The sequence below is a fragment of the Rhodococcus sp. BP-316 genome, assembly GCF_019836105.1.
Lineage (GTDB): Bacteria > Actinomycetota > Actinomycetes > Mycobacteriales > Mycobacteriaceae > Rhodococcoides.
The window spans coordinates 50,014-76,696 of record NZ_JABUEE010000002.1; the positions used below are offsets into that span (position 1 = coordinate 50,014).

25 protein-coding genes are annotated in these 26,683 nt (G+C 67.7%); 10 read left to right on the plus strand and 15 right to left on the minus strand.

The features are described from left to right. Nucleotides 1-9: 9 nt before the first annotated feature. Nucleotides 10-639, minus strand: coding sequence for a UdgX family uracil-DNA binding protein (locus HQ312_RS03580; protein WP_222637847.1), 630 nt, complete (start codon nt 637-639; stop codon nt 10-12). 73 nt (nt 640-712) lie between these two features. Between HQ312_RS03580 and HQ312_RS03585 the strand changes: the two genes are divergently transcribed. Further along, nucleotides 713-1,606, plus strand: a complete 894-nt coding sequence (locus HQ312_RS03585) for a glucose 1-dehydrogenase (protein WP_204869424.1) — start codon at nt 713-715, stop codon at nt 1,604-1,606. A gap of 82 nt (nt 1,607-1,688) precedes the next feature. Further along, nucleotides 1,689-2,090 carry a hypothetical protein gene (locus HQ312_RS03590; RefSeq protein WP_222637848.1) on the plus strand — a complete coding sequence of 134 codons (402 nt, stop codon included), beginning with the start codon at nt 1,689-1,691 and terminating at the stop codon, nt 2,088-2,090. On the opposite strand, the gene HQ312_RS03595 is transcribed toward HQ312_RS03590, so the two are convergent. Together HQ312_RS03595 and HQ312_RS03600 are read right to left on the minus strand one after the other, a co-directional pair. Further along, complete coding sequence (locus HQ312_RS03595; RefSeq protein ID WP_308123785.1) at nt 2,065-3,063, minus strand: bile acid:sodium symporter family protein; 999 nt, start codon at nt 3,061-3,063, stop codon at nt 2,065-2,067. The genes HQ312_RS03590 and HQ312_RS03595 overlap by 26 nt on opposite strands. 1 nt (nt 3,064) lies before the next feature. Further along, nucleotides 3,065-3,478 (minus strand): SdpI family protein, encoded by a 414-nt coding sequence (locus tag HQ312_RS03600; RefSeq protein WP_027505979.1) that lies wholly within the window; start codon nt 3,476-3,478, stop codon nt 3,065-3,067. A 66-nt stretch (nt 3,479-3,544) separates the two neighbouring features. Between HQ312_RS03600 and leuS the strand changes: the two genes are divergently transcribed. Then, nucleotides 3,545-6,400: a leucine--tRNA ligase gene (gene leuS, locus HQ312_RS03605; protein WP_222637850.1), complete on the plus strand. Its 2,856-nt coding sequence runs from the start codon at nt 3,545-3,547 to the stop codon at nt 6,398-6,400. 57 nt (nt 6,401-6,457) lie between these two features. Here leuS and HQ312_RS03610 read toward each other — a convergent pair whose 3' ends face one another. The 4 genes from HQ312_RS03610 to HQ312_RS03625 form a co-directional block, all read right to left on the minus strand. Next, entirely contained in the window at nt 6,458-7,252 is a 795-nt protein-coding gene (locus HQ312_RS03610) for a DNA/RNA non-specific endonuclease (protein WP_222637852.1), read from the minus strand. 141 nt (nt 7,253-7,393) lie between these two features. Then, nucleotides 7,394-8,899: a tripartite tricarboxylate transporter permease gene (locus HQ312_RS03615; RefSeq protein ID WP_222637853.1), complete on the minus strand. Its 1,506-nt coding sequence runs from the start codon at nt 8,897-8,899 to the stop codon at nt 7,394-7,396. Then, nucleotides 8,899-9,447, minus strand: a complete 549-nt coding sequence (locus HQ312_RS03620) for a tripartite tricarboxylate transporter TctB family protein (protein ID WP_222637854.1) — start codon at nt 9,445-9,447, stop codon at nt 8,899-8,901. The genes HQ312_RS03615 and HQ312_RS03620 overlap by 1 nt, the downstream gene beginning before the upstream one ends. Beyond that, nucleotides 9,444-10,427 carry a tripartite tricarboxylate transporter substrate binding protein gene (locus tag HQ312_RS03625; RefSeq protein ID WP_231476358.1) on the minus strand — a complete coding sequence of 328 codons (984 nt, stop codon included), beginning with the start codon at nt 10,425-10,427 and terminating at the stop codon, nt 9,444-9,446. The genes HQ312_RS03620 and HQ312_RS03625 overlap by 4 nt, the downstream gene beginning before the upstream one ends. 177 nt (nt 10,428-10,604) lie before the next feature. Here HQ312_RS03625 and HQ312_RS03630 point away from each other — a divergent pair, with 177 nt between their 5' ends. Further along, nucleotides 10,605-10,991: a universal stress protein gene (locus HQ312_RS03630; protein ID WP_027505984.1), complete on the plus strand. Its 387-nt coding sequence runs from the start codon at nt 10,605-10,607 to the stop codon at nt 10,989-10,991. A 24-nt stretch (nt 10,992-11,015) separates the two neighbouring features. On the opposite strand, the gene HQ312_RS03635 is transcribed toward HQ312_RS03630, so the two are convergent. After that, a complete protein-coding gene (locus HQ312_RS03635; RefSeq protein WP_027505985.1) occupies nt 11,016-11,687 on the minus strand; it encodes an SDR family oxidoreductase in 672 nt (223 codons plus the stop codon). Between the two features lie 9 nt (nt 11,688-11,696). Further along, a complete protein-coding gene (locus HQ312_RS03640; protein WP_027505986.1) occupies nt 11,697-12,155 on the minus strand; it encodes a MarR family winged helix-turn-helix transcriptional regulator in 459 nt (152 codons plus the stop codon). A 99-nt stretch (nt 12,156-12,254) separates the two neighbouring features. On the opposite strand from HQ312_RS03640, the gene HQ312_RS03645 reads away from it, so the two are divergent. From HQ312_RS03645 to HQ312_RS03655, 3 genes are read left to right on the plus strand one after another with little or no spacing between them, the layout of a single operon-like run. Continuing rightward, a complete protein-coding gene (locus tag HQ312_RS03645; protein WP_027505987.1) occupies nt 12,255-12,761 on the plus strand; it encodes a VOC family protein in 507 nt (168 codons plus the stop codon). Nucleotides 12,762-12,806: 45 nt separating this feature from the next. Next, entirely contained in the window at nt 12,807-13,406 is a 600-nt protein-coding gene (wrbA, locus tag HQ312_RS03650) for an NAD(P)H:quinone oxidoreductase (protein WP_222637855.1), read from the plus strand. A gap of 30 nt (nt 13,407-13,436) precedes the next feature. After that, nucleotides 13,437-14,219: a pirin-like bicupin family protein gene (locus HQ312_RS03655; protein WP_222637856.1), complete on the plus strand. Its 783-nt coding sequence runs from the start codon at nt 13,437-13,439 to the stop codon at nt 14,217-14,219. A 14-nt stretch (nt 14,220-14,233) separates the two neighbouring features. Here HQ312_RS03655 and HQ312_RS03660 read toward each other — a convergent pair whose 3' ends face one another. Together HQ312_RS03660 and HQ312_RS03665 are read right to left on the minus strand one after the other, a co-directional pair. After that, entirely contained in the window at nt 14,234-15,664 is a 1,431-nt protein-coding gene (locus HQ312_RS03660) for an amino acid permease (protein WP_222637857.1), read from the minus strand. Nucleotides 15,665-15,687: 23 nt separating this feature from the next. After that, nucleotides 15,688-16,629 carry a universal stress protein gene (locus HQ312_RS03665; protein ID WP_222637858.1) on the minus strand — a complete coding sequence of 314 codons (942 nt, stop codon included), beginning with the start codon at nt 16,627-16,629 and terminating at the stop codon, nt 15,688-15,690. 133 nt (nt 16,630-16,762) lie between these two features. Here HQ312_RS03665 and HQ312_RS03670 point away from each other — a divergent pair, with 133 nt between their 5' ends. After that, complete coding sequence (locus HQ312_RS03670; RefSeq protein WP_204869410.1) at nt 16,763-18,100, plus strand: amylo-alpha-1,6-glucosidase; 1,338 nt, start codon at nt 16,763-16,765, stop codon at nt 18,098-18,100. A gap of 27 nt (nt 18,101-18,127) precedes the next feature. Here the strand turns inward: HQ312_RS03670 and HQ312_RS03675 are convergent, their stop codons facing one another. Then, the gene (locus HQ312_RS03675) at nt 18,128-20,182 is read right to left on the minus strand and encodes a PhoX family phosphatase (RefSeq protein WP_222637860.1); all 2,055 of its coding nucleotides are present in this window, start codon (nt 20,180-20,182) and stop codon (nt 18,128-18,130) included. 153 nt (nt 20,183-20,335) lie between these two features. On the opposite strand from HQ312_RS03675, the gene HQ312_RS03680 reads away from it, so the two are divergent. Beyond that, complete coding sequence (locus tag HQ312_RS03680) at nt 20,336-21,166, plus strand: alpha/beta fold hydrolase (RefSeq protein WP_222637861.1); 831 nt, start codon at nt 20,336-20,338, stop codon at nt 21,164-21,166. A 46-nt stretch (nt 21,167-21,212) separates the two neighbouring features. On the opposite strand, the gene fdhA is transcribed toward HQ312_RS03680, so the two are convergent. The 3 genes from fdhA to HQ312_RS03695 form a co-directional block, all read right to left on the minus strand. Then, complete coding sequence (fdhA, locus tag HQ312_RS03685) at nt 21,213-22,433, minus strand: formaldehyde dehydrogenase, glutathione-independent (RefSeq protein ID WP_027505994.1); 1,221 nt, start codon at nt 22,431-22,433, stop codon at nt 21,213-21,215. Nucleotides 22,434-22,545: 112 nt separating this feature from the next. Continuing rightward, a complete protein-coding gene (locus HQ312_RS03690; RefSeq protein WP_056440906.1) occupies nt 22,546-23,301 on the minus strand; it encodes an amino acid ABC transporter ATP-binding protein in 756 nt (251 codons plus the stop codon). A 3-nt stretch (nt 23,302-23,304) separates the two neighbouring features. Beyond that, nucleotides 23,305-25,128, minus strand: coding sequence for an ABC transporter substrate-binding protein/permease (locus tag HQ312_RS03695; protein ID WP_037185965.1), 1,824 nt, complete (start codon nt 25,126-25,128; stop codon nt 23,305-23,307). A 190-nt stretch (nt 25,129-25,318) separates the two neighbouring features. Between HQ312_RS03695 and HQ312_RS03700 the strand changes: the two genes are divergently transcribed. Beyond that, entirely contained in the window at nt 25,319-26,683 is a 1,365-nt protein-coding gene (locus tag HQ312_RS03700) for an ammonium transporter (RefSeq protein WP_027505997.1), read from the plus strand.

The following is a 26,683-nucleotide window of genomic DNA, read 5'->3' on the forward strand; positions in this document are numbered from 1 at the left end:
CTTCCGGTGTCATTCCAGAAGTGATGCGGCCACTCGCAGATCGGCGACGAGTGCGTCGAACGCGGCATCGCGTTCGTCGTCCGGCGCTCGGAGGACGGCCGACGGGTGCGCGGTGGCAACAGCTCTCGCCTCGCCCACCTCGAGGACGCGCCCCCGGTCGACACCGATCCGGAACGAGGTCCCCAGCATCGCCTGCGCCGCCGTCGCGCCGAGGAGGACCACGACGGACGGGTCGACGGCGCGGATCTCCGCCTCGAGCCACGGGTGACACGCGACGACCTCCGAGCGCAGCGGCTTCTTGTGGATGCGCCGCGGGCCGCGGTCGGCACGCGTGAATTTGAAGTGCTTGACCGCGTTGGTGACGTAGGTCAGCTCCCGGTCGATGTCCGCCTGCGCCAGAGCACGATTCAGGAGCGCACCCGCCGGGCCGACGAAGGGCTGTGCCCGTCGATTCTCCTGATCCCCCGGTTGCTCGCCGATGAGCATCATGCGAGCGGACGGGGTACCGGCTCCGAACACCGTGTTCTCCGCGGGCTCCCACAGGTCGCATCCCCGGCAACTGCGGGCGGCGTCGGCGAGAACGCGGAGATCGTCGGACTCGGGCACGAAGGTGCCTGCGCCGGGAAACTTCGGGGCCATGTCTTCGGTGGTACCCGCCACGGACCCGGTGACACCTGTTTGGCACCCCCCACGGCCGGGGCATGCCACGGCGATGACCGACCAGTACACGTTCACCGATCCCGTCACCCAGTACCGACAGGACGGGTACCCCGAGCAGCACCAGGATCCGCCGGGCCTCGCCGCGGAACTCGAGCCCAAGGCCGACCACGGTGAGGGCAGCTACCGCGGCACCGGCCGGCTGACCGGGCGCAAGGCACTGGTCACCGGTGCGGACAGCGGCATCGGCCGCGCCGTCGCCATCGCGCTGGCCCGCGAGGGCGCCGACGTCGTTCTCAACTACCTGCCGTCGGAGGAGAAGGACGCGCAGGAGGTGGCCGACCTGGTGCGCACCGCCGGGAGGACCGCGGTACTCGCTCCCGCCGACCTCACGGACGAGTCCGCGGCTCGCGGCATCGTGCGCACCACCGTCGAGAAGTTCGGTGGCATAGACCTTCTCGTGAACGTCGCCGGCAAGCAGCAGTACGTCGAGAAGCTCGAGGATCTGAGCCCGGAGCAGTTCGACGCCACGTTCAAGACCAACGTGTACGCGCTGTTCTGGATCATCCAGGAAGCGGTTCCGCACATGCCGGCAGGATCGACCATCGTCAACACCAGTTCGATCCAGGCGTACACGCCGTCACCGGGACTCGTGGACTACGCGACGACCAAGATGGCGATCAACACGATGAGCAAGGCGCTGGCGCAGCAACTCGCTCCTCGTGGGATCCGCGTCAACGTCGTTGCTCCCGGTCCGTTCTGGACGCCCTTGCAGGCGTCCGGCGGACAGCCCACGTCGGCGCTGCCCGAGTTCGGCCAGGAGACGCCGCTCGGTCGTGCGGGTCAGCCCGCCGAGTTGGCCGGTGCCTACGTGTACCTCTCGTCGGCCGAGTCCGGGTACGTCACCGGCGACACGCTGAACGTCAACGGCGGCATGCCGACGCCGTAGTCGCCCGATCGTGGACTTCCGGCCCCGCATTCCGGGGTCGGGAGTCCACGATCACCGGAGCCCTCAGGCCTACCCTGGTGACATGACCGACTTCTCGTCCGACCAGGCCGCGTCGTTGCCCGATGCGGAGGTACTCGATCTCGTCGTTGCACTCACGAGTGCTCGCCCGGCGTTGCGGGCGGTGTACGACGCCGCGCTGGGCCTCACCCCGGAAGCGTCCGTCGACCCCGACATCGTGCCGCGCACGCCGTCGGTGACGGACATCCCGCAGGTTCCGACAGACCTGGGCTTCACCGACGCCGGTGTCCCCACGTTCGACGCGGTGCGAGAGCGAATCGACGGGCGTTCGGGGCGCGCGGTGGGGTCTACCGAGCTGGACGCCGAGAGCGCGGTCGGACGCACCGAGGCGGAGAAGTTCGCCGAGCGGGAGCGTGCCGGCAAGGCGCGCCTCGACGAGATCAGGAAGTCGATGCAGCGTCCCTGATCGCCTCGCGCTCGTAGCGGCCCGCCAGGACGGCGCACACCACGAGTTGGATCTGGTGGAAGACCAGCAGGGGCAGAACGATGACCCCGACGGGTTGCCCCACGAACAGCACCGACGCGATGGCAATGCCGCTGGCCAGGCTCTTCTTCGACCCGCAGAACACCACGACGATGCGGTCGGCGCGAGACATGCGCAATGTTCGCGCGATCCCGGCTGTCGCCGCGAGAACAACAGCGAGCAGTGCACTGCACAAGACCACCACTGCGACGATCTGCCACGGCGTCGTGGCAGCCCAGACTCCCTCGACCCGTGACGCACTGAATGCGGCGTAGACGATCAGGAGGATCGATCCGCGGTCGACGAGCAGCGTGGTGGACCGATGCCGCTCCACCCGTCCTGCGAGCCATCGCCTCGCGAACTGTCCGGCCACGAACGGGAGCAGGAGTTGGAGCATGATGTCGACTATCGATCCGGCATCGATGCTCGCACCGCCCGTCGTGCTCATCAGCAGGACCACCAGCAGCGGCGTCGCGAACACTCCGATGATGTTGGACAGCGACGCGCTGACGACGGCGCCGGCGACGTTGCCGCGGGCGATCGAGGTGAAGGCGATCGACGACTGGATCGTGGACGGCACGAGGCAGAGGTAGAGCATCCCGGTGTACAGATCGTCGGTCAGCAGTCCCGGCGCGAGCACCCGTACGCCGAGCCCGAGGAGCGGGAACAGCAGGTACGTGCAGGCGAGAACCACTCCGTGCAGCCGCCAGTGCCGGACGCCGTCCATGGCGTCGCGAGGGGACAGTCGAACTCCGTAGAGGAAGAACAGCAGCGCGATACCGACAGTGGTGACCCACGACAGCACGTCGGCTGCGGTACCCGAGACCGGGAACACGGTCGCCGCGATAGCGGCAGCGAAGATCGCGAGGACGAAGCCGTCGAGCGCTCTGATGGTGCCTGTCAGGGAGAACGCCACGTCAGGACGGCTGGCACGCGTCCTTGAGGCTGCACGAGATGCAGCTGTGGCCGCATCCACCGGTCTCCTCGACCGGCACTGCGGCCGCGGCGCGGGTGCCCATGGCACCGCCGTACGCAGCGGTGACGAGCGCGGCGACGGTGGTCAGCACGGCGGCGACCACGCCGAAGATGCCGCCCGGCGCGAGGGTCGCCACTGCGCCGACCAGCAGGAAGACCGCGGCGGCGGCCGTCGTCGGGCCGGCGACTCGGTTGGCGACGGTGAACGTCTCGTCCGAGCGCATGCTCGCTTCCGTTCGGACTCCGGCGACCGAGTTGCGCTTCAAGCGGCCGGTCAGACCGAGGAACGCCACCGCGCCCAGCGCCACGGCGCCGACGAGGAGTACGAGCAGAAGGATCACGGACACGACAATCACGAGCACCACTTTACGGCGTCGTGGCCGGGCGTCCGCGTGCGGATCGTCACGCTTTACGCTGGTCGGGTGAGTGAACACGGCGACATCTCCCCCGACACGACCCCCGGCCACCGCTACACGGCGGATCTGGCGGGTTCCCTCGAGTCGCGCTGGCAGGAGCGGTGGGCCGCCGAGGGGACGTTCGACGCACCCAATCCGGTGGGCGAGCTCAGCACCGGCGATCCGGTTCCGACCGACAAGTTGTTCGTGCAGGACATGTTCCCGTACCCGTCCGGCAGCGGTCTGCACGTCGGCCACCCGCTCGGTTACATCGCGACGGACGTGTTCGCCCGCTACCACCGCATGCAGGGCCGCAACGTGCTGCACACGCTGGGTTACGACGCCTTCGGCCTGCCCGCCGAGCAGTACGCGGTGCAGACGGGAACGCACCCGCGCACCACCACCGAGGCGAACATCGCCAACATGCGCCGGCAGCTGGGGCGGCTGGGACTCGGTCACGACACCCGTCGCTCGCTCGCCACGACGGACGTCGACTTCTATCACTGGACGCAGTGGATCTTCCTGCAGATCTTCGATTCCTGGTACGACACCGAGGCCGGTAAGGCACGACGGATCGTCGAGCTCGAGGAGGAGTTCACCTCCGGTGCTCGGACTCTGGACGACGGGCGTGCGTGGGCCGATCTCTCGGTCTCCGAGCGTCGCGACGTCATCGACGGTCATCGTCTGGTCTACCAGTCCAACTCGCTGGTCAACTGGTGCCCCGGTCTGGGCACCGTGCTGGCCAACGAGGAGGTCACCGCCGACGGTCGCAGCGACCGCGGCAACTTCCCGGTGTTCCGGAAGAACCTGCGCCAGTGGATGATGCGGATCACCGCGTACTCCGACCGGTTGATCGACGACCTGGATCTGCTGGATTGGCCGGACAAGGTCAAGACGATGCAGCGCAACTGGATCGGGCGCTCCCGCGGCGCCGAGGTGACGTTCGTCGCCGGTCTGCCGCACGGGTCCGGCACCGCCGACATCGACGTGTTCACCACCCGCCCCGACACGCTCTTCGGCGCCACCTACGTGGTGCTGGCACCCGAACACCCGCTGGTGGACGACATCACGGCGGCGGCATGGCCGACGGACACCGACGAGCGCTGGACGCACGGTGAGGGAACTCCCGTGCTCGCGGTCGGTGCCTACCGTCGTGCGATCGCAGCCAAGTCGGACCTCGAGCGCCAGGAGAACAAGGAGAAGACCGGTGTGTTCACCGGCGCCTTCGCCGTCAACCCCGTCAACGGCGCGTCGGTGCCGGTCTTCATCGCCGACTACGTCCTGACCGGCTACGGCACCGGTGCCATCATGGCCGTCCCGGGTCACGACCAGCGTGACTGGGAGTTCGCCACGAAGTTCGGACTGCCTGTGGTGCAGGTCATCTCGGGTGGCGCTGTCGACGAGTCCGCGTGGACCGGCGACGGCGAGCTGGTCAACTCCGATTTCCTGGACGGCCTCACCGTCGACGCGGCCAAGGCGCGTGTCATCGAGCACCTCGAGTCCGAGGGCCGCGGCAGGGGCACCATCCAGTACAAGCTGCGCGACTGGCTGTTCGCCCGTCAGCGGTACTGGGGCGAGCCCTTCCCGGTGGTGTACGACGCGGAGGGCAAGGCGCACCCGTTGCCGGATTCTGCTCTGCCGGTGGAACTTCCGGAGGTGGAGGACTACGCACCCGTGTCGTTCGACCCGGACGACGCGAACAGTGAGCCGTCTCCCCCGTTGGCGAAGGCGACCGACTGGGTGAACGTCGAGCTCGACCTGGGCGACGGGCTGCAGACGTACACGCGCGACACCAATGTCATGCCGCAGTGGGCCGGTAGCTCGTGGTACCAGCTGCGCTACATCGATCCGACCAACTCCGAGCAGATGTGCGCTCCGGAGAACGAGGCGTACTGGATGGGACCGCGCCCCGACGTTCACGGCGAGAACGACCCCGGCGGCCTCGACCTCTACGTCGGCGGCGTGGAACACGCTGTGCTGCACCTGCTGTACGCGCGGTTCTGGCACAAGGTGCTGTTCGACCTGGGGCACGTCAGCTCGAAGGAGCCGTACCGCCGCCTGTACAACCAGGGGTACATCCAGGCGTACGCGTTCACCGACGCGCGCGGCGTCTACGTCGCGGCCGACGAGGTGGAGGAGCGCGACGGCGGGTACTTCCACGACGGGCAGCCCGTCACTCGTGAGTACGGGAAGATGGGCAAGTCCCTGAAGAACTCCGTCTCCCCCGACGAGATCTTCACCGAGTACGGCGCGGACACCCTGCGCATGTACGAGATGTCGATGGGTCCGCTGGACACGTCCCGGCCGTGGGCGACCAAGGACGTCGTCGGCGCGCACCGTTTCCTGCAGCGCGTCTGGCGTCTGGTGGTCGACGAGGAGACCGGCGCCGTCCGGACCACCGACGCGACGCCGAGCGACGCCACGCTGAAGGCTCTCAACCGGACCGTCGAGGGTGTCGACGCGGATTACGCTGCGCTGCGCGACAACACGGCCGGCGCGAAGCTCATCGAGTACACCAACCACCTCACGAAGGAGTACCCGCAGGGCGCACCTCGGGACGCCGTCGAGCCGTTGGTGCTGATGCTGGCTCCTCTCGCACCACACATCGCCGAGGAACTGTGGAACACGTTGGGACACAGCGAGTCACTGGCTCACGGTCCCTTCCCCACGGTCGACGAGAAGTGGCTCGTGGACGACACGGTGGACTACCCGATCCAGGTCAACGGCAAGGTGCGCAGTCGTATCACGGTGGCGGCCGACGCGTCCCGCGAGGACGTGCAGGCGGTGGCCCTGGCCGACGAGAAGATCGTCGCGCTTCTCGACGGCAAGGATCCGAAGAAGGTCATCGTCGTGCCGGGCAGAATGGTGAACATCGTTCTGTAGCTCGGGAAGTCTCCACCTCCCCCCCGGCGTACTCGCGGGGAGGAGGCGGGACCGACCTCACCACACCAGGTCGTCGGCTCCCTCGATCTCGCGCCAGTCGACGGGCCGGACGCCGGGAACCAGGGCGAGGCGATCGGCCGCCGTCAGCTCGGCCATCGACAGGCTGGTCGCAGCGGCGATGTCGGTGATCGGCACCTGATACGTGCGGTACGCCCCGAGCGGAGGGATGTCGCTCGCCAGGACGCCGCGTTCGAGAATGGGTGCCAGCGACTCCGACTGGTCGAGCACGTAGCCGGTCGCGGCGAGCACGTCGTTCTGCCACCAGGCCGCGATCTTGAAGAAGCGCCGCGGGATCGCGACACCGCGGTAGACGGGATCGTCCTCGGCGAACACGCAGCCGCTGAAGACGGAGATCGTCTGCCCGTACGTCCGCGCGTGCTCGAGCACGTAGTCCTCGAGGCCCAACCACAGTTCCTTGGACTGGTTGAGTGTCGCCGTCTGCGGTCCGCACACGGTGTAGTGGAAGGTGTCCTCGTTGGCCTGCTCCGCGACGTCGAGCGTGCCCCACACGGGATCGCGTCGTCGTACGAGGTGCCCACGGTCGATGTCGTTGTTCGCGTACAGCTCCGGGCCCGCCTGCGCGGTCGCCGGCAGTCGCGGATCGAGGCGCCAGTCGTCTCCGCGGTCCACCTCCTGCAACGCGCCGCCGTCGATGTTCACCGCGGTCACGGCGGCGAGGCGCCGTTCGGGGTCCATCGACACGGAGAAGTGCGTGTAGGTCAGGACGGTCAGGTCCGGCCGGGCGGGGAGCGGCAGCGGGGTGGTGGACAGGAAGGTCTCGTCGTATCCCATGCCGTCATTCAGCCACGGTGGGGTGACACGGGGGTGAACACCCACGAACCCCCCGCGAGTACGTCCTGACTGTCGTGATCAGCAGCTGGATCACGACACTGTCGACGTACTCGCGAGGGGTGAGGGGTGAAGCGGGGTGCTCTAGAAGTCCACCTTCGCCCGCGACCGCACCTTCGTCACGATGGAGAAGACCACCGCGATGACCATCAGCGTGTACAGCACGACGGTGATGCCACTGCCGACGAGGACGGAGACGTCCCCTTCACTGACGGCCAGGGCTCGTCGCAGCGAATCCTCGGCGAGCGGTCCCAGGATGACGGCGATGAGCACCGGCGCCAACGGGATTCCGAAACGGCGCAGCATGAATCCGATGATGCCGAGTCCGAGCATGGCGATGAGGTCCACGATCGAGGCGCTCACCGCGTAGACGCCGAGCGAGGCGAACACGGTGATGCCGGCGTACAGGTAGTTCTTGGGGATCTTGAGCAGCTGCGCCCACAGGGGGGCGAACGGCAGATTCAGGATCAACAGGACCACCATGCCGACGAAGAGGCTGGCGAGCAGTGCCCAGACGACCTCACCGTTGCGCTCGAACAGCAACGGTCCCGGTTGGATCCCGTACTGCTGGAACGCTGCGAGCAGGATCGCTGCCGTCGCCGACGTGGGGAGCCCGAGAGCGAGAAGTGCACCCATCGCGGTACCGGCGGTGGAGTTGCCGGCGGCTTCCGGTCCGGCGACACCGCGGATCGCGCCCTTGCCGAACATCGGGTTCTTGCTGCGTCGGTCCAACCGGCGCTCGGTGCCGTAGGCCAGGAAGCTCGGCACCTCGGCGCCGCCGGCGGGGATGACGCCGAAGGGAACACCGAATGCGGTGCCGCGCAACCATGCAGGCATCGCTTCGCGGAACTCTGCCTTGCTCAGGAAGGGTCGACCCCTCGACGGGATCAGCGTGTTGTCGTCGGGCTTGCCGATCTTCGAGGCGATGAAGATGACCTCGCCGAGGGCGAGCATCGCGACGGTGATGACCACCACGGAGATGCCGTCGAACAGTGCCGGCACCTCGAACGTGAACCGTGATGCGCCGGAGGGTCCGTCGATACCGATGACGGCGAGTGTCAGGCCGATCAGCAGTGCGCTCAGACCCTTGAGGACGGAGTCGGACACCACTGCGGACGTCGCGATGAAGGCGAACACCGCCAGGGCGAAGTACTCCGCGGGTCCGAAGTTCGTGGCCAGGTCGGCGAGCGTCGGGGCGAAGAACACCACGAGGGTGGTGGCGATGATGCCGCCGATGAAGGCGCCGATGGCGGAGGTGGCCAACGCTTGTGGGGCGCGGCCGTTCTTCGCCATGCGGTGCCCCTCGAACGTTCCCGCGATCGCCGTGCTGTTTCCGGGGGTGTTCATGAGGATGCCGGAGATCGAGTCACCGAACAGGCCGCCGAAGTAGACGCCGGCGAACATGATGAGCGCCGAGGTCGGCTCGAGGGTGAACGTCACGGGCAGGAGCAGGGCGACAGCCATGGCCGATCCGAGTCCGGGGAGGACACCCACCGCGGTGCCGAGCAGGGCGCCGACGACGACCCACACGATGTTCATGGGCGTCAGCGCGGTGCCGAAGCCGTCGATGAGATTGGAGAGTGCGTCCATCAGAACACCGCCGCGAGGATGCCGCCGGGCAGCGTGAGCCCGAGTCCACCGGAGAAGACCAGCTGGACGACGGACGACATGACCAGCGCCACACCGGCGTCGAAGACGAACCGGGTGCCGCCGAGTCCGATCGAGACGCCCCAGAACAGCAGCGCACCGGCGAGAACCCATCCCAGCGGATTCAGCAGGGCGATGAACAGGGCGATCGAGCCGACGGTGATGCCGACGGAACGCCAGTTGGACACGGTTCCGGTGTTGGGCTCGCCGGCCTCGTCGACGCCGAGGTCGACCTCGTCCGGAGTGCGCAGCAGTTGAACCGCGACGAGCACGGCGATCACGAAGCACAGTCCCGCGATGATGGCCGGGAAGACCTGCGGGCCGGGCGATGTCGCGGTGTCGGGTACGTCCATGGTGACGGTGCCGTAGATCAGGAACAGGCCGAGGGCGACGAGAAGCCCCGACACCACCAGTCCGCTCCGGCCGTGGAGGAAACCACGATCGGTATCGGGCGGCGTTTCCACCCGCGTGGTCGAAACACTCTCACTCATACCAGGCCCAACTCTCGGAGGATGTCGGTGATGCGGGTCTGTTCGACCTCGAGGAAGTCACCGAAGTCGTCCCCGGTGACGAAGGACGGCTTCCATCGGTTGCGCTCGATGGCGGTGTCCCACTGTTCGGTCTCCTGCATCTCGGTGACGATCTCGATCAACGTCTGCCTGTCGGTGTCCGAGATGCCGGGAGGTGCGACGAATCCGCGCCAGTTGACCAGGTCGACGTCGTACCCGAGTTCCTTGAACGTCGGGGTGTCGATCCCCTCGACGGGCTCGGGTGCCGCCACCGCGAGGGCGCGGACGTTCCCGGATTCGATCTGGTCGCGGAAGTCGTTGTATCCGCTGACGGCGATGCCGACGGTGTTGGACAACAGCGAGGTCAACACCTCACCACCGCCGGAGAACGCGATGTAGTTGATCGCTGCCGGATCGATGTCGACCTGCTGTGCCAGCTGGCCGGAGACGATGTGGTCGATACCGCCGAGCGAGCCGCCGCCGATGGGGAGACCGCCGGGGTTGGCCCGCCATGCGGCGATGAAGTCCTCGAGGTTCTGGTACGGCGAGTCTCGCGGTACGACGAAGACCTCGAAGTCCTCGGCCATCTTGGCGATGGGCACGGTGTCCTGCAGGGTGATGTCGGAATCGTTGATCGCGATACCGCCGAGCATGACCGTGCCGGTCACCATGACCGTGGTCGACTGGCCCGTGAGATTCTCGAGCTGACTGAGCCCGATGGTCCCGCCGGCTCCGGGGACGTTCACCACCTGGGCGTTGTTCACGATGCCGTCGGAACGGAGTGCTTGCTGCGACTCACGCGCCACCAGGTCCCATCCACCTCCCGCGGCGGCGGGAGCGATCAGGGTCAACTTGGCGCGGGCGTCGGATCCGCTGGCGCTGCCGGCCGCGTCGATGCCGGCGACGGCGACGACGGCGACGACAGCGAGCGTGCCGAGCGCGCGCTTCACTGTGATCTGCATGGGCACGACAACTCAGGAGTGGTTTCGGTCACATCAGGAGGCTAGGTTCTGGATGTCCGAATAGTCCAGGGAATCCGAGTTGTGGCCATAGTGTGCACGGACGAATACCGCGAAACGTACGTCGCCGCGACGGAATCTCGGTGAACCTGGAGTCTCCCCGATGTGAAAGGCACCGTCATGACCGTTGCAGTAGCGATGAATTCGACACCCGAAGGCCGTGAGGCGCTCGTGCAGGGACAGGCGGAGGCGACGCTGAGGGGAACCGATCTCGTCGTCCTGTCGGTGATCGACGCCGATTCGGTCACCACCGCCCACCGGGACGCAGCCGAGGCGCAGGCACGTCAGGTGCTGGGAGAGAACTCCTTCACGGTGCGCGTCGAACCCGACGGCGGCGATCCGGCGGGGGCTCTCGTCGATCTGGTCTCGGATGTCGGTGCCACACTGGTGATCATCGGATCACGTCGCCGAAGCGCGGTCGGAAAGTTCCTGACCGGCAGCACGGTTCAGCGCGTGTTGCTCGACAGTCCGGTCCCCGTGCTCGTGGTCAAGGCGAACGAGCACTGAGTCACGCTCGCCCCTGATCCCCGATCACCGTGTGCGCAGGACGATCTCGGTGGGATGCGCATCGGCAGGGGTGTCCACGGCCTGGCGGACGGCGCGGGCGACGGTCTCGACGGTGAGGTACTTCGAGGCGTCGTACTCGTCGCCCTCGCCCGCGACGATCGCGCGCTGCATGTCGGTGTCGATGCGCCCCGGGTGGACGGACGTCACGCGCAGGGTCGGCTCCTCGAGGCGCAGTGCGTCGCCGAAGGCCCGCAGCGCGAACTTGCTCGCGGCGTAGGCACTCCACCCCGGGTTGGCCCTGATGCCGGCGCCCGAGTTGATCAACACGACGTGGCCGCCGGCTGCTCGGAGCGCGGGCAGCAGGAGGCGGGTGAGCTCGGCCACCGCGAAGACGTTGGCCTCGAACGTGTGTCGCCAGTCCGCGAGCGTCAGCGTCTCCACCGTGCCGAGATCGGCGACGCCCGCGTTGTGCACCAGGACGTCGAGGCTCGTGATGTCCGCGGTGGCCGCGGCGAGAGCGTCCGCGTCGGTGAGGTCGACGGGCCACGGCCGCGCGCTGATCAGTTCGTCGGAGATGCCCGCGACGGAGTCGGCCGTCGATCCCCCGACCCAGACGTCGTGATCGGCGGACAACAGGCGAGCGATTCCCGCTCCCAGTCCGCGGGCGGCTCCGGTGACGAGTGCTGTGCGTGGCATACAGCGAGGCTATCCGGCGCCCTTCTGGATGTGCGTCCGCATGTCGGAGTACGCCCTCGCGAAGGTCGCGACGTCGTCGTCGGTGAGGACGTCGAACATCGACGCCCGGACGGCGCCGACATGGCCGGGGCTCGACGCCGCGAGCTTGTCCATACCCGCGTCGGTGAGTTCCGCGAGCATCCCCCGACGGTCGTCCTCGCACTCGACGCGGACGACCCAGCCGGCGTCGACGAGTCGGGTGATCGCCCGGGTGACGCCACTGCGGGTGGTGGTCACCGCATCGGCCAGGTCGCGCATCCGCATCTGTCGGCCGGGTGCCTCCGAGAGCACGACGAGCAGCTCGAAGTCGGTGAAGGAGATCCCGGAATCGCGCGTGAGCTGCCGATCGAGCGTCTGCATCAGCAGACGCGTCGCGTCGAGGTACGAGCGCCAGGCGCGCTGCTCGTCCTCGGTCAGCCACTGAGTCATGACACGAGTCTACCCAAGTAGTTGACAGCGCAACCATGTGCGGTACTGTTCTCGGTAGTTGACAACGCAACGATTCGATCGAAGGCGGAGACGATGAGCATGACAGCCGACGAGCAGCAGCGCTCGGACGAGTTCGAGGCCCGGCGCGACCGACTGCGGGGCCTGCACCTGCAGCCTGCGGAGTCCCGCCCGACGTCCTCGGCGCGCGGACTGCACCACACCGCGCTGATCAGCAGCGACGTCGAGCAGACCATCCTGTTCTACCAGGGTGTGCTCGAGTTCCCACTGACCGAGTTGATCGAGAACCGCGACTACCCCGGCTCGTCGCACTTCTTCTTCGACATCGGGAACAGCAACCTCCTCGCCTTCTTCGACTTCCCCGGCCTCGACGTCGGCCCCTACGAGGAGGTGCTCGGAGGACTGCATCACGTGGCCATCAGCGTGGAACCCGACCGCTGGGAACACCTCCGCACCAAGCTGACGGATGCGGGCGTCGAGCTCACGGAGCACAGTGGAGTCTCGATCTACTTCCGTGATCCCGATGGTGCACGCCTCGAACTCATCGCCGACCCGCTCGGCGAGATGTACGGCCACCACGTTCTCTGAGTCCGAATCACCCCCGAACCACGTCCCTCTCCCGAAAGGTCATTCATGACGAAGCTCGCGATCCTCTACTACTCCTCCACCGGCCACGGCACCACGATGGCGGCCGAGCTCGAGAAGGCCGCTCAGGCGTCCGGCGCCGAGGTGCGCGTCCGGCACATCGCCGAGACCCGTGACCCGGCGACCTTCGCCGAGAACCCCGCCTGGACTGCCAACTACGAGGCCACCAAGGATCTGCCGGCCGCCACCGGTGACGACATCGTGTGGGCCGACGGCGTCATCTTCGGCTCGCCGACCCGTTTCGGCAGCGTCGCGTCCCCGTTCCAGACCTTCTTCGACACGCTCGGTGGCCTGTGGGCCCAGGGCAAGCTCGCCGACAAGGCCTACGCCGCGTTCACCTCGAGCCAGACGGCCCACGGCGGCCAGGAGACGACCATCGTCAACCTGTACACCTCGCTCATGCACTTCGGCGGCATCCTCGTTCCCCCTGGCTACACCGACGGACTGAAGTTCGCCGACGGCAACCCCTACGGCGTCGGCCACGTCACCGGACCCGACAACCAGAACGAACTGGACGACGCGACCCGCGCCGCCCTCGGACATCTCGCCACCCGCGTCGTCACCATCGCGGGCAAGCTCGCTCGGTAGTCTCACTTCCCATCCCGAGAAGGGACCCCCATGACGACCTCCACCGCACCCGGACTCGACGTCCGTCGCGCCGACGACCGGCCGGCCACGAACATCGGCTGGCTCGACTCGCACCATTCGTTCTCGTTCGGACATCACTACGATCCCGACAACACCCACCACGGGGTGCTGATGGTGAACAACGACGACATCGTGGACGCGGGTACCGGTTTCGACACGCACCCGCACCGGGACATGGAGATCGTCACGTGGGTCCTGCAGGGATCCCTCGTGCACCAGGACTCCATCGGGCACAACGGGCTCATCTACCCGGGGCTCGCCCAGCGGATGAGCGCCGGCACGGGAATTTTGCACTCGGAGAAGAACGACTCGTGGCGTCTCGCGTCAACGGAGAACCCGTCGCAGAAGCATCGGGACCCGGTGCACTTCGTGCAGATGTGGGTCGTGCCCGACGAGGCCGGCATCACCCCCGGGTACGAGCAGCTCGAGATCGACGACGAACTGCTCTCGGGCGGGCTGGTTCCGGTCGCGTCGGGAATGGACGCCTACAAGGACCACTCGGCGATCCGCATCAAGAACAAGTACGCCGCGATGCACGTCGCACGGTTGCGTTCCGACACCCCGGCTCAGGACCTTCCGGATGCTCCGTTCCTGCACGTCTTCGTCGCCCGCGGCGAGGCCTCGCTCGAGGGCGTGGGCCTGCTGCGCGAGGGTGACGCGGTCCGCATCAAGGGCGGTGGCGGACAGACACTGTCGACGACGTCCGCAGCCGAGGTCATCGTCTGGGAGATGCACGCCACCATCGGTCGCTGACCGTCACGCTTCGATCAGCCCTGGAGCCTGTTCGGCTCCAGGGCCGATCGCCGTCGTGAGTAGGTGAAGTAGAGCACCGACGTGGCCGCCAGCCAGACCGCGAAGAGGATCCACGTCTGGATGTGCAGGGTGCTGATGAGGTACAGGCATGCGCAGATCGACAGGATCGGGAGCACCGGGTACAGCGGAACCTTGAAGCCGCGCTCGATGTTCGGCTCGCGGCGGCGCAGGATGATCACTCCGGCGGAGACGACGATGAAGGCCACGAGCGTGCCCATCGACACCAGGTCCGCCAGGAAGTCCAGCGGCAGGAAACCCGCGAGCAGGGACACGAAGAACGCCACGATGATCGTGTTCTTCACCGGTGCGAGGCTGCGAGGGTTCACCTGCGAGAACACCGTCGGGATCAGACCGTCGCGGCTCATCGCGAACAGGATCCGAGTCTGCCCGTAGAGGGTGACCAGCGTGACCGAGAAGATCGAGACGACGGCGCCCGCCGACAGCACGATCGACGGCCAGCTCGATCCTGTGACGTACTGCAGGATCTCGGCGAGACCGGCCTCCTGGCCCTCGAACTCGGTGTACTTCTGCGCGCCGATCGCCGACATCGTCACCAACAGGTAGATTAGCGTGACCACCACCAGCGCGCTGATGAGCGCGATGGGCAGCGTGCGCTTGGGATCGTGCACCTCCTCGCCGGCCGTCGACACCGCGTCGAGTCCGATGAACGAGAAGAAGATCAGGCCGGACGCCGCACCGACACCGGCGACTCCGAACGGGGCGAACGGTTCCAGATTCTCGAGACTGAATCCGGTGAAACCGACGATGGCGAACATCGCGAGGATGCCGATCTTGATGACGACCATGACGGCGTTCGCACGAGCGGACTCACTCGTTCCGCGGATCAGCAACACGGCGCACAGCGCGACGAGAACGATGGCGGGCAGGTTGACGCCGAAACCGGCGCCGTCCCCGGGTGCATGCGACAGCACGTCCGGAATGCTTAGTCCGACAGTTCGATCCAACAGGTCGTTGAGATACTGGGACCACAGCACCGACACCGCGGCCGTCGACACGCCGTACTCGAGGATGAGGCAGGCGCCGACGAGGATCGCGACGAACTCGCCGATGGTGGTGTACGTGTAGGTGTAGGTCGACCCGGAGGCCGGGATCGACGACGCCAGCTCGGCGTAGCAGAGCGCCGTCAGGCCGGCCGTGACGGCGGCGATGACGAACGAGAAGATGACGGCGGGCCCCGCCACCGGGACGGCGGACGAGAAGATGAAGAAGATGCCGGTGCCCACGGTCGAGCCGACGCCGATGCACGTCAGCTGGAACGTGGTGATCGACCGCTTCAGCCGACCTTCGCCCGTCGCCTCCAGGGCTGCGATGTCGCTGATCGACTTGCGTCGCAGCAGTCCCGAACCGTTGCCCGGATCGCTCATGTTTCCTCCACTATCGGCGCGGTTCACCGAGCGAATCGGCTTCCACGGGGAACGACCAGAATCGGAACAGGGCTGTGCCGCAGAATCTTCGACGCGGTGGAGCCGAGGAACACCCGGGCGAGAGGTCCGAGGCGGGACGAACCGAGCACCAGCAGGTCCTCGGGCCCCAGCTCGACCGAGTCCACCACGTGCTGCCAGTCCCCGCCGGAACCCACCGCGCACGTAGGGGACAGGGCCGGGTAGGCGGACGTGACGTCCGACGCCGCGGAGTGCAGCATCTCGGTGGCCTGCTCGCGCCACTGCGACGTCACCAGATCCTCCGCGTCGTAGCCACCGAAGGGGGGATACGTCGTCGAGCGTCGTGGTGCGAACGCCACCAGGCGCAGCGCGATGTTCCAGCGCACCGCGAGAGCCGCTGCGGAATACAGCGCATCCTTGGCTTCCGGGGTCCCGGTGTAGGCGCAGGAGATGCGGGAGACGGCGTCGGTGCGGCGGCGTGCTCCGCGCGGCGCCAGTGCCAGCGGAACAGCCGACGAGTGCAGCAGCGTCTCGCTCGTGCTCCCCGGCGTGAAGCGATCGTCGGGACCGTCGGAGCTCCCCAGCACCACCAGTTCGGCATGGTGAGTGGCCGCCGCCGCGGTGAGTGCGGCCGACTCGGCGGCGTTCTCGGCGAAGAAGGCGGAGGGCGATCCCAGATCGGCCGGAGTGAGCAGGTCCGCCATCGCCGCATCGGCCCGAGCGGCCGCATCCGTGCCGCGCTCCTCGAGCCAGCGTCGGTACTCCGCGTCCACGTGCGCCATCGACGGGAACGGCCACGTCCGCGGCAGGACGGTGCACGTGCGGACCGTCATCGCGCCGCCCGCGGCCCGAGCGGTGGTCGCCATGCGCGCGGCCAGACCCAGAGCATCGTGACCGGAGTCGTCCGGCAGCCACCCGACCAGCGCGGACATCGACGCGGTCGACACACCCACCACCCCCGACCAATTGCCCCGGCGCGTTCGACGCCGATGGCTCAGTATGCGACCGACGCGCCGGGCCCGCACCCCGACTCACCGGCGCGTCCTGCAGGATCGCGCCGTCCGACGGATGATGTCTCCCATGGCCGCCCCCGGATTCACCCCGACTCAGCTCGCGGCACGGGCCGCCTATCTCCTGCGCGGCAACGATCTGGGCACCATGACCAGCGCGGCTCCGCGTCTGTACCCGCACATGTGGAGCTGGGACGCCGCCTTCGTGTCGGTCGGGCTCGCCCCGTTGAGTGTCGAGCGGGCCGTCGTCGAGCTCGACACCCTGTTGTCCGCGCAGTGGTCCAACGGCATGATCCCGCACATCGTCTTCGCCAGCGGTGTCGACGGATACTTTCCCGGGCCCGCCCGCTGGCAGGTGAACGAACTCGCCGCGCACGCACCCGTCGGCGTCCACACCTCGGGCATCACGCAGCCCCCCGTGCACGCGATCGCCGTGCAGCGCATTCTCGATCACGCCCGTCGACGTGGGCGGACCACGCGGCAGGTCGCCGGTGAGTTCCTCGATCGGCGATGGCCGGATCTGGTGCGGTGGCACCGCTGGCTGGCACACGCACGCGATCAGAACCACACGGGGCGCATCACGCTGTACCACGGGTGGGAATCGGGCATGGACAACTCGCCGCGCTGGGACGCGGCGTACGCGAAGGTGATTCCGGGGGCGGTGCCGCCGTACATCCGGGAGGACACGTCCATCGTCACCGACTCGTCGCAGCGCCCGAGCAACATCGAGTACGACCGCTATCTCTGGCTGCTCGAGGAGATGAAGCTCGCCCGGTACGACGATCTCGCGCTGAACAGTGCCATGAGCTTCGCGGTGGAGGACGTGTTCGTCAGCGCGATCTTCGCCGTCGCCTGTGACGTGCTGGCCACCATCGGCGAGGACCATTCCCGGCCTCATGCGGACGTGCGGGACCTGCGCGCCTGGGCCGACCGGTTCCGGAGCGGCGTCGTCGCCACCACCGACGCGCGTTCCGGCGCGGCTCGGGATCGCGACGTGCGGTCCGGGGAGTGGATCAAGACCGACACGATGGCGATGTTCGCGCCGCTGCTGTGCGGTGGGTTGCCTCGTGACACCGAGCGGGCGCTGCTGCGACTCTTCGAGGGTCCGCGCTTCTGCGGGCACCCGGACTTCAAGTACGCCGTTCCCCCGTCGACGTCGCCGATCTCGCGGGACTTCCGACCTCGCGAGTACTGGCGCGGTCCCGTGTGGCCGGTGGTGACGTGGCTGTTCTCGTGGGCCTTCGCTCGACGCGGGTGGTCGGAGCGGTCGGCGATGTTGCGCGAGGAGGGGCTGCGGCAGGCCAGCGACGGCAGCTTCGCCGAATACTACGAGCCGTTCACCGGAGAGCCGTTGGGAAGCATGCAGCAATCGTGGACCGCGGCCAGCGTGCTCGACTGGCTGGGCTGACCGCGGTCCACGACGGCAGGGAGAAGGTCAGACCTTCCACACCGCGACGACCGACGGACGGGGCTGCGAGTCGCCACCGTCGGGCCAGTGCGAGGCGGGGGCGTCGGCACTGGCGTCGTCCTCCTCGCCCGGGTGCTGCACGCTCACGACGACACGCTGCTCCTGCACGATCGGACCGCAGGTCTCGGCGCCCTTCGGCACGGTGAGGAACTGCTTCGTCTGGCCGCGGCGGTCACCGTCGAGAACCACCGAGAACAGGCCGTCGTTGGAGTCGAGGGCGTTGCCGTCCGTCGACACCCACAGGTTGCCGTCGGCGTCGAACGCCAGGTTGTCCGGGCACGAGATCGGGCTGACCTGCGACTTGTCGAAGCCACCGAAGTAGGTGTCGGCGGCTGCGGGATCGCCACAGACGAGCAGAAGGTTCCACGTGAAACTGGTCCCGGCGTGGTCGTCGTCGAGCTCGAGGACCTGGCCGTTCTTGTTCTTGTCCCGCGGATTCGCCTCGTCGGCGGCGGCCTTGCCCTCGGTGCCTCGGTTCGAGTTGTTGGTCAGCGCCACGTACACCTTGCCGGTGACGGGGTTCGGCTCGAAGTCCTCCGGCCGGTCCATCTTGGTGGCGCCGACCTTGTCACCGGCAAGGCGCGTGAAGACGGCGACCTCCTCGGCGGACATGCCGTCGACCAGGGACTCGCCGCGGCCGTCCTCGCCGGTACGCAACAACGGGATCCACTCGCCCTTGCCGGCGAACTGTCCCGTCGTCGGGAGCTTTCCGGAGCCGTCGATCTGGTCGGGCGCGTCACCGGAGAGCGTCGCGACGTAGAGGGTTCCGGCGTCGAGAAGCGTCACGTTGGACCGCAGTGCCGCAGCGCCGGTGCCCTGCATCATCTTCCGGCTGGAGACGAACTTGTACATGTAGTCGAAACGCTCGTCGTCACCGCTGTAGGCGACCACGGTGCCGTCGTCGGTCACGTGGATGGTCGCGGCCTCGTGCTTGAACCGGCCGAGTGCCGTGTGCTTGATCGGCGCTGCGGTGGGATCCCACGGGTTCACCTCGACGACCCAGCCGAAGCGATTCACCTCGTTCGGCTCCTGCGCCAGATCGAAGCGCTTGTCGAATCGCTCCCATTTGCGCTCGGACGCAGCACCTTCCACGCCGTAGCGCGCCAGACGCTCGGCGACCACGGGGTCGGTCACACTCTCGGCGTTGGCGAAGTACTGGTTGATGTTCTCCTCGCCGGACAACACGGTGCCCCACGGGGTGACGCCACCGGAGCAGTTGTTGAACGTGCCGAACACCCTGGTGCCGGTGGGATCGGCGGAGGTCTTGAGGAAGTCACTGCCGGCCGCGGGTCCGGTGAGGACGAACTCGGTCGATCCGGTGATGCGACGGTTGTAGCGGCCCATCTGCGGGGTGAGCTTGCCCGAGCCGTTCTCACCGGCCACCTGGACCACCGAGAGACCATGGGCGGCAAGGCCGATGGCGACCTGCTCCGCGGTGGGGTTCTCCGCGTCGTACCCCTTGAAGAGGAACGGTTCCGTCGTGTACTCGTGGTTGACCACCAGCAGGTACTCGGTGGACGACCCGTCGATCGGCAGCAGACCCGCGAAGTCGTTGTTGAATCCGAACTGCTTCTCCTGGGCCGCCGAGGTCTGGTTGTCGAAGTCGAAGGCAGGCGCACCCTCGACCACCGGGTCGCCCCACCGGATGACGACGGCCTGCTCGTACCCCTCCGGGACGACGACCGCGTCCTCGGTGTTGGGCGCGACGGCGGCGAAGTCGAGTCCACGCGGCTCCGGGGTCGGGGTGGCCGACGCGGTGGTGGCCGTGCCCGAGTCCTCTGTGCCGCACGCGGCGAGGGCGCTGGTGGCGCCGACGGCCAGCACGGCCATCGCACTACCGCGCAGGATGCCGCGGCGCGTCATCGCCGTCTTGACTATGTCGCCGAAGTACGCGCTCGACGACGTGTTGGGCACCTCGTGGAAGCAGGCGTCGCCGCACTTGTACTTGCACGTCAGCGACGACCGCGAGGAGCTGCCGTCGTGCTGATGGGAGACGATCAGGGGAAGCGGAATCGTGGTCACCGGTCGACCGTAGAAGTGCCGGGCAAAAGGCAAAGGGAAGGTAAGCAACTCCCCGGGTGCAGGAAGGTGAACGGTGGGCGAACGTGTGTCGTCGGGGCACGCTCCGGGTAGACCGAGAGCGACGCGGAGACACCGCGACGAAGGAGGCACGACATGCCGATGCTCTCGGTGGGAGTCGAGAACGACGCCCCGATCGACCTGCACTACCAGGACCGAGGCGAGGGCGCGCCGGTGGTGTTGATCCACGGCTGGCCGCTCAACGAGCGGTCGTGGGAGCCCCAGATCGTCGCACTGCTCGACGCGGGCCACCGCGTCGTCACGTACGACCGGCGTGGATTCGGCAGCTCGTCGCAGCCCGAGTCCGGTTACGACTACGACACGTTCGCCGCGGACCTGTCGGTCCTGCTGGAGACGCTCGACCTGCGGGACGTGACGCTGGTGGGTTTCTCCATGGGCGGCGGCGAGGTGGTGCGCTACCTCGCGAAGTACGGCAGCGACCGCATCGCGAAGGCGGTGCTCGCCGGTGCTGTTCCCCCGTACCTCTACAAGTCCGAGGACAACCCCGACGGCGGCCTCGACGACGAGACGATCGCGGGGTTCGAGAACGGCGTCGAGGAGGACCGCAACGCCTTCCTCGACGGCTTCGCCACCAACTTCTTCAGCGCGAACGGCGAGCTGAAGGTCTCGGAGGAGGATCGTCAGTACGCGGTGGACATGGCGGCCGAAGCGTCGACACCGGCGATCCTCGGCTGCATCGAGGCGTTCGCGCGCACCGACTTCCGTGAGGACATGCCGAAGATCGACGTCCCCACCCTCGTCATCCACGGCGACGCGGACGCCATCGTTCCGTTCGAGGTGAGCGGCAAGCGCTCACACGAGACGATCGCGAACAGCACTCTGGTACTCGTCGAGGGCGGCCCGCACGGGTTCAACACCTCGCACCCGGATCGGTTCAACCAGGAACTGCTCGCGTTCTTGGGCTGACGCGCACTCGCGAGGTGGGCGCGACAGCCCACCTCGCGAGAGTCGGTCAGGCCGCGCCGAGGAGCCCGTGGGGGTCGAGCACGAACTTCGTGGCCTCACCGGAGTCGAAGTCGGCGTAGCCCTGCGGAGCCTGCTCGAGTGAGATAGCGCGTGCGTTGACGGCCTTCGCGATCTGCACGCGATCGTGCAGGATCGCCATCATCAGCCCGCGGTGGTACTGCATCGTCGGGCACTGTCCGGTGGCGAAGGACAACGACTTGGCCCACCCGGTGCCGAGGCTCAGCGACAACGCGCCGACCTTGGCGGCTTCGTCGGATGCGCCGGGATCGCCGGTGACGTACAACCCCGGAATTCCGAGCGACCCACCCGCCGTCGTGATGTCCATCAGCGAATTCAGCACGGTGGCCGGCGCTTCCGTCGCCGACCCGTCACCGTGACCGCGTGCCTCGAAACCGACGGCGTCGACGCCGCAGTCGACTTCCGGTACCCCGAGCAGCTGCTCGATCTGATCCTTCGGATCGCCCTTGCTGACGTCGACGGTCTCGCAACCGAAGCTTCGGGCCTGCGCGAGCCGGCTCTCGTTGAGGTCGCCCACGATGACGACGGCGGCGCCGAGCAGTTGCGCGCTGGCCGCCGCGGCGAGTCCGACGGGTCCGGCGCCGGCGATGTAGACCGTCGACCCGACTCCTACTCCGGCCGTCACGCAGCCGTGGAAGCCGGTGGGGAAGATGTCCGACAGCATCGTCAGGTCGAGGATCTTCTCCATGGCCTGATCGCGGTCGGGGAACTTCAGCAGGTTCCAGTCCGCGTACGGCACCATGACGTATTCGGCCTGGCCGCCGACCCAGCCGCCCATGTCGACGTAGCCGTAGGCGGCGCCGGGACGATCAGGATTGACGTTCAGGCAGATGCCGGTCTTGCGTTCCTTGCAGTTCTTGCAGCGACCGCACGCGATGTTGAACGGCACCGAGCACAGATCACCCTGCTTGATGAACTCCACGTCGCGGCCCACCTCGATGACCTCGCCCGTGATCTCGTGCCCGAGCACCAGGCCCTCGGGTGCCGTCGTGCGGCCGCGAACCATGTGCTGATCGCTGCCGCAGATGTTGGTGGACACCACCTTCAGGATCACTCCGTGCGGGCACTCGCGGCCCACACTCGCCGGGTTCACGCCGGGCCCGTCTTGCAAGGTGAAGCTGGGGAAGTCGATGTCGACGACCTCGACCTTCCCGGCTCCGGCGTAGGCGACGGCTCTGTTGTCGGCCATGTTTTCAGCTCCCGTTCGAGGTAGAGCGCCGACATTCTCGAGTGCGAATGTCGGCATCTCTCTCGACCGTACGCGGGATGCTGTGCGCCGCGTCACATTCGCGGCTCGGGGATCAGAGCACTTCGGACAGGAACCTCTGCAGTCGCTCGGTCTGCGGGTCGTCGAACAGCGCTGCGGGCGGGCCCACCTCGACGGCGCTGCCGTGGTCCATGAACAGCACGCGGTCGGACACCGAGCGGGCGAAGCCCATCTCGTGCGTGACGACGACCATCGTCATGCCGCCGGTCGCGAGGTCCGCCATGAGGGCGAGCACGCCCTTGACGAGCTCCGGGTCGAGGGCGGACGTGGCCTCGTCGAAGAACATCACCTGCGGTTCCATGGCGAGTGCTCGCGCGATGGCCACTCGCTGCTGCTGACCGCCGGAGAGGTTGCCGGGGCGCGAGCCCGCTTTCTCCTTCAGGCCCACCTTGTCGAGCTGGGCGAGCGCGGCGGCGTGTGCGTCGTCCTTGCTCAGTCCCTTCAACTTCCACGGACCGAGCGCGACGTTGTCGAGGACGGTCCGGTGCGGGAACAGGTTGAACTGCTGGAACACCATGCCGATGCGCTGGCGCAGCGCGTCTGGATCGTCCTTCAGCACCGAGCGTCCGTCGAGCAGGATGTCGCCCTGCTCGGGCTCGTGCAGTCGGTTGAGCACGCGCAGGAGCGTGGACTTGCCCGACCCGGACGGTCCGATGACCGTGGTGGTGGCTCCTGCGGCGACGTCGATGTCGACGCCGCGCAGGACCTTGTTGGTGCCGAAGGACAGGTGCAGGTCACGGCCGGCGAGTGAGACGCCGGTCAACGGCTCGGTCGAGGGTGCGGTGGTCATGTGTCAGCCTCTTTCCACGACGATGGCCTGCTCGACCGGGTCGAGTGTCTGCTCGGCCTTGCCGACGCGCAGACGCTTGTCGATGTAGTTGACCAGGTGGGTCAGCGGGACGGTCATCGCGAGATAGACGAGTCCGGCCGCCACCAGGGGTGACAGGTTTCCGGTCTGCGCGTTGAGGTCTCGGCCGACGGCGAACAGTTCGCGCTGCGTCGCCAGCAGACCCAGGAAGTAGATCAGCGACGAGTCCTTGATCAGCGAGATGAACTGGTTGACGAGTGCGGGAAGCACGCGCCGGACACCCTGCGGCACCACGACCAGGCGCATCGAGCGTCGGTAGCTGAACCCGAGAGCACGCGCTGCCTCGATCTGCCCCTTCTCGACGCTCTGGATGCCGGATCGAAAGATCTCGCCGATGTACGCGGCCGCGAGCAGCGACAGCGCCACCGCACCGAGCCAGTACGGGTTGTTGCCGGTGAGTCCACTGACCACGGGTCCGATGCCGAGACCGATGACGAGGATGATCACGACGGCGGGCAGTCCGCGGAAGATGTCGGTGTAGACGCGTGCCGGCCAGCGCAGCCAGCGGGTCCGGGACAGGCCCGCCAGTGCGAGCAGCATGCCGAGAACCGTGCCGATGATGCCCGATGCCAGCGCCAGGATCAGCGTGTTCGGCAGTCCGGTCTTCAGCAGGTCCGGCAGCGCCTGCTTGTAGAGGTTCCAGTCGAAGAACGTGTCGCCGAGCTGCTCGAACGTCGACTTCGGTGCGACGGCCTGCGCGGCGGGAGCATTCGCGTCGTTCTCGGCGGCGATGGCCGCGAAGTCGGGAAGCTCGGGCTGCGGCGCTGCCTTGCTACCGGGCTTGAATCCTTCCGGGAGTTCGCGCGGCACCCAGTCGGAGTACAGCTGGGCCCAGGTCCCGTCCTCGATGATCGCGTCGAGGCCGGAGTTCAACGCGTCGATCAGCGGCTGGTTGTCCCGCGCGACGGCCCACCCGACGAAGTTGTTGAGGCTGAACGTGTTCTGCGTGATCGCGGTGCCGTCCTCCGGCTTCACCAGGCCCTCGGCCTGCTGCGACGGTGCGACCCAGGCGTCGATCTGTCCGGTGCGGAGATTTGCGTACGCGGTGTTGTAGTCGGGGAACTTCACCGGGTCCAGGCCCAGGGTGTTGACGACGTAGTCGTCCTGCACCGTTCCCTGCACGACGCCGATACGGGTGTCCGGCCCCAGGTTCTCGAAGGCGGTGATCGGTCCGCCGGCCTTCGCGACCAGGGAGAAGTAGCCGAAATCGTAGCCGTTGGTGAAGCCGACCGTGTTGCGCCGCTCGTCGGTGGTGGTGATGGACGACGACCCGACGTCGAAGCGTCGGCCGGCGACCTGCGCGAGCAGACCCGAGAACTCGGTGCCCGAGAAGTTGATCTGCAGGCCGAGCTTCGCGGCGACGGCCTTCAGCAGCTCGTTGTCGTAGCCGGTGTAGGTGCCGGAGCCGTCGACGCAGATGCTCGGCGGCGCGTCGGAGAGCGTGCCGACGGTGAGCTGGCCGGGCGTGATCAGTCCGAGCTGCGAGGTGTCGATGCGATCGAGCGGCGTGACCGACGGCGTCGTGTACCGATCCTCGGTCGCGGCGGCGGCCGCGGCGTCGAAGTTGGTCGGCGTGGACGACGCGCTGTCCACACCGGGAGGTGAGCACAGTTCGGTCGGTGCCGCGGCAGCGGACGAGGAGCCGTCCGACGAGCCGCCGTCCGAGGTGCCGCAGGACGCGAGGAGGACGGCGAGGAGAAGTGTGGAGACGAGGACGATGAGTTTCCGTCCCACGCGGTGCGCAAGCATGAGATGAACACTAGGGCTCACGTGCCGGGATCACCGAAACGTCGAACGCGCAATGGTTGTGCTCAGTGATCTGTTGCCGGTGATCGCCGTGGGGACCGCTCCGACCAGGGGTCTAGTCTCCGTCGGGGCGCACGTCACCGACTATCCAGGACGCCTGGAGGGTGTGCGCCGGGGGACGGAAGGTGTTCGTATGTACTCCAGTCTCGAGTACCCGCTGACGGGCGCTCCGGATGCCGGCAACACGGCGTGGGTTCTGGCCAGTGCCGCGATGGTGCTGTTGATGACTCCGGGGCTCGCGTTCTTCTACGGCGGCATGGTGCGCGTGAAGAGCGTGCTGAACATGATGATGATGAGCCTGTCGGCCATCGGGGTCGTGTGGGTCCTGTGGGTCCTGTTCGGATACTCGATGGTGTTCGGCGACGACAGCGTCGGTGGGTGGATCGGGGACCCGACGCAGTTCGCCGGCCTCACCTCGTTGATCGGCGGCAGCTTCGGAGCAGGGGGCGGCGCGGTCGAGATCCCGCTGGTGGGAACCGTTCCGGCGCTCGCCTTCGTGGCCTTCCAGGCAGGCTTCGCGATGGTCACCGTGGCGCTCGTGTCCGGCGCCGTCGCCGACCGGATGCGTTTCATGCCGTGGGTGATCTTCGCCGGCCTCTGGGCGACACTCGTCTACTTCCCCGTCGCACACTGGGTGTTCGCGTTCGACGGTGTCACGGCGGAGACCGGGGGCTGGATCGCCAACCAGCTGAAGGCCATCGACTTCGCCGGGGGCACCGCGGTGGAGATCAATGCCGGCGCGGCCGGACTGGCGCTCGCCCTGGTCGTCGGCAAGCGTCGTGGGTGGCCCCGGGAGGCGATGCGGCCGCACAACCTGCCCGCCGTCATGGTGGGTGCCGGGCTGCTGTGGTTCGGCTGGTTCGGCTTCAACGCCGGATCGTCGCTCGCGGCGGACGGCGTCGCCGCGGTCGCGTTGGTCAACACGATGGGCGCGGGCGCGATGTCGATGGTGGCGTGGCTGGTGGTCGAGAAGATCCGCGACGGGAAGGCCACATCCTTCGGCGCGGCGTCGGGTGTCGTCGCCGGTCTGGTGGCCATCACGCCGTCGTGCACGGCCGTCACCCCGATCGGCGCTCTGGGCGTCGGCGCTGCCGCCGGTGTCGCCTGCGCCCTGGCGATCGGCCTCAAGTACCGCTTCCGGTACGACGACTCGCTCGACGTGGTCGGAGTGCACCTGGTCGGCGGCATCGTCGGCACGCTCATGATCGGCCTCCTCGCGAGCAGCGACATGCCGCCCGGTGTCGACGGCCTGTTCTACGGCGGCGGCGTCACGCAGCTGGGTCGACAGGTGGTCGCCGTCGTCGTCGTTCTCGCCTATGCGTTCCTGGTCACCGCGGCCATCGCCACGGTGCTGAAGCTGACCATCGGGATCAGAGCGGATCCGCAGCACGAGACGGACGGCATCGACGAACACGAGCATGCCGAGTCCGCGTACGAGTTCGCCTCCTCGCACGGCGGACACGGCAGCTCGGGGCTGTTCGGAAAGCAGTCCGGCTGA

Excerpts from the sequence above, each read along its gene's own strand:
- HQ312_RS03585 (WP_204869424.1), top strand. The coding sequence starts at position 713 with ATGACCGACCAGTACACGTTCACCGATCCCGTCACCCAGTACCGACAG.
- HQ312_RS03590 (WP_222637848.1), top strand. The coding sequence starts at position 1,689 with ATGACCGACTTCTCGTCCGACCAGGCCGCGTCGTTGCCCGATGCGGAG.
- HQ312_RS03610 (WP_222637852.1), bottom strand. The coding sequence starts at position 7,252 with ATGGGATACGACGAGACCTTCCTGTCCACCACCCCGCTGCCGCTCCCC.
- HQ312_RS03635 (WP_027505985.1), bottom strand. The coding sequence starts at position 11,687 with ATGCCACGCACAGCACTCGTCACCGGAGCCGCCCGCGGACTGGGAGCG.
- HQ312_RS03625 (WP_231476358.1), bottom strand. The coding sequence starts at position 10,427 with ATGCAGATCACAGTGAAGCGCGCGCTCGGCACGCTCGCTGTCGTCGCC.
- HQ312_RS03620 (WP_222637854.1), bottom strand. The coding sequence starts at position 9,447 with ATGAGTGAGAGTGTTTCGACCACGCGGGTGGAAACGCCGCCCGATACC.
- HQ312_RS03640 (WP_027505986.1), bottom strand. The coding sequence starts at position 12,155 with ATGACTCAGTGGCTGACCGAGGACGAGCAGCGCGCCTGGCGCTCGTAC.
- wrbA (WP_222637855.1), top strand. The coding sequence starts at position 12,807 with ATGACGAAGCTCGCGATCCTCTACTACTCCTCCACCGGCCACGGCACC.
- HQ312_RS03655 (WP_222637856.1), top strand. The coding sequence starts at position 13,437 with ATGACGACCTCCACCGCACCCGGACTCGACGTCCGTCGCGCCGACGAC.
- HQ312_RS03630 (WP_027505984.1), top strand. The coding sequence starts at position 10,605 with ATGACCGTTGCAGTAGCGATGAATTCGACACCCGAAGGCCGTGAGGCG.
- HQ312_RS03700 (WP_027505997.1), top strand. The coding sequence starts at position 25,319 with ATGTACTCCAGTCTCGAGTACCCGCTGACGGGCGCTCCGGATGCCGGC.
- fdhA (WP_027505994.1), bottom strand. The coding sequence starts at position 22,433 with ATGGCCGACAACAGAGCCGTCGCCTACGCCGGAGCCGGGAAGGTCGAG.
- HQ312_RS03690 (WP_056440906.1), bottom strand. The coding sequence starts at position 23,301 with ATGACCACCGCACCCTCGACCGAGCCGTTGACCGGCGTCTCACTCGCC.
- HQ312_RS03580 (WP_222637847.1), bottom strand. The coding sequence starts at position 639 with ATGGCCCCGAAGTTTCCCGGCGCAGGCACCTTCGTGCCCGAGTCCGAC.
- HQ312_RS03670 (WP_204869410.1), top strand. The coding sequence starts at position 16,763 with ATGGCCGCCCCCGGATTCACCCCGACTCAGCTCGCGGCACGGGCCGCC.
- HQ312_RS03660 (WP_222637857.1), bottom strand. The coding sequence starts at position 15,664 with ATGAGCGATCCGGGCAACGGTTCGGGACTGCTGCGACGCAAGTCGATC.
- HQ312_RS03695 (WP_037185965.1), bottom strand. The coding sequence starts at position 25,128 with ATGCTTGCGCACCGCGTGGGACGGAAACTCATCGTCCTCGTCTCCACA.
- HQ312_RS03680 (WP_222637861.1), top strand. The coding sequence starts at position 20,336 with ATGCCGATGCTCTCGGTGGGAGTCGAGAACGACGCCCCGATCGACCTG.
- HQ312_RS03645 (WP_027505987.1), top strand. The coding sequence starts at position 12,255 with ATGACAGCCGACGAGCAGCAGCGCTCGGACGAGTTCGAGGCCCGGCGC.
- HQ312_RS03615 (WP_222637853.1), bottom strand. The coding sequence starts at position 8,899 with ATGGACGCACTCTCCAATCTCATCGACGGCTTCGGCACCGCGCTGACG.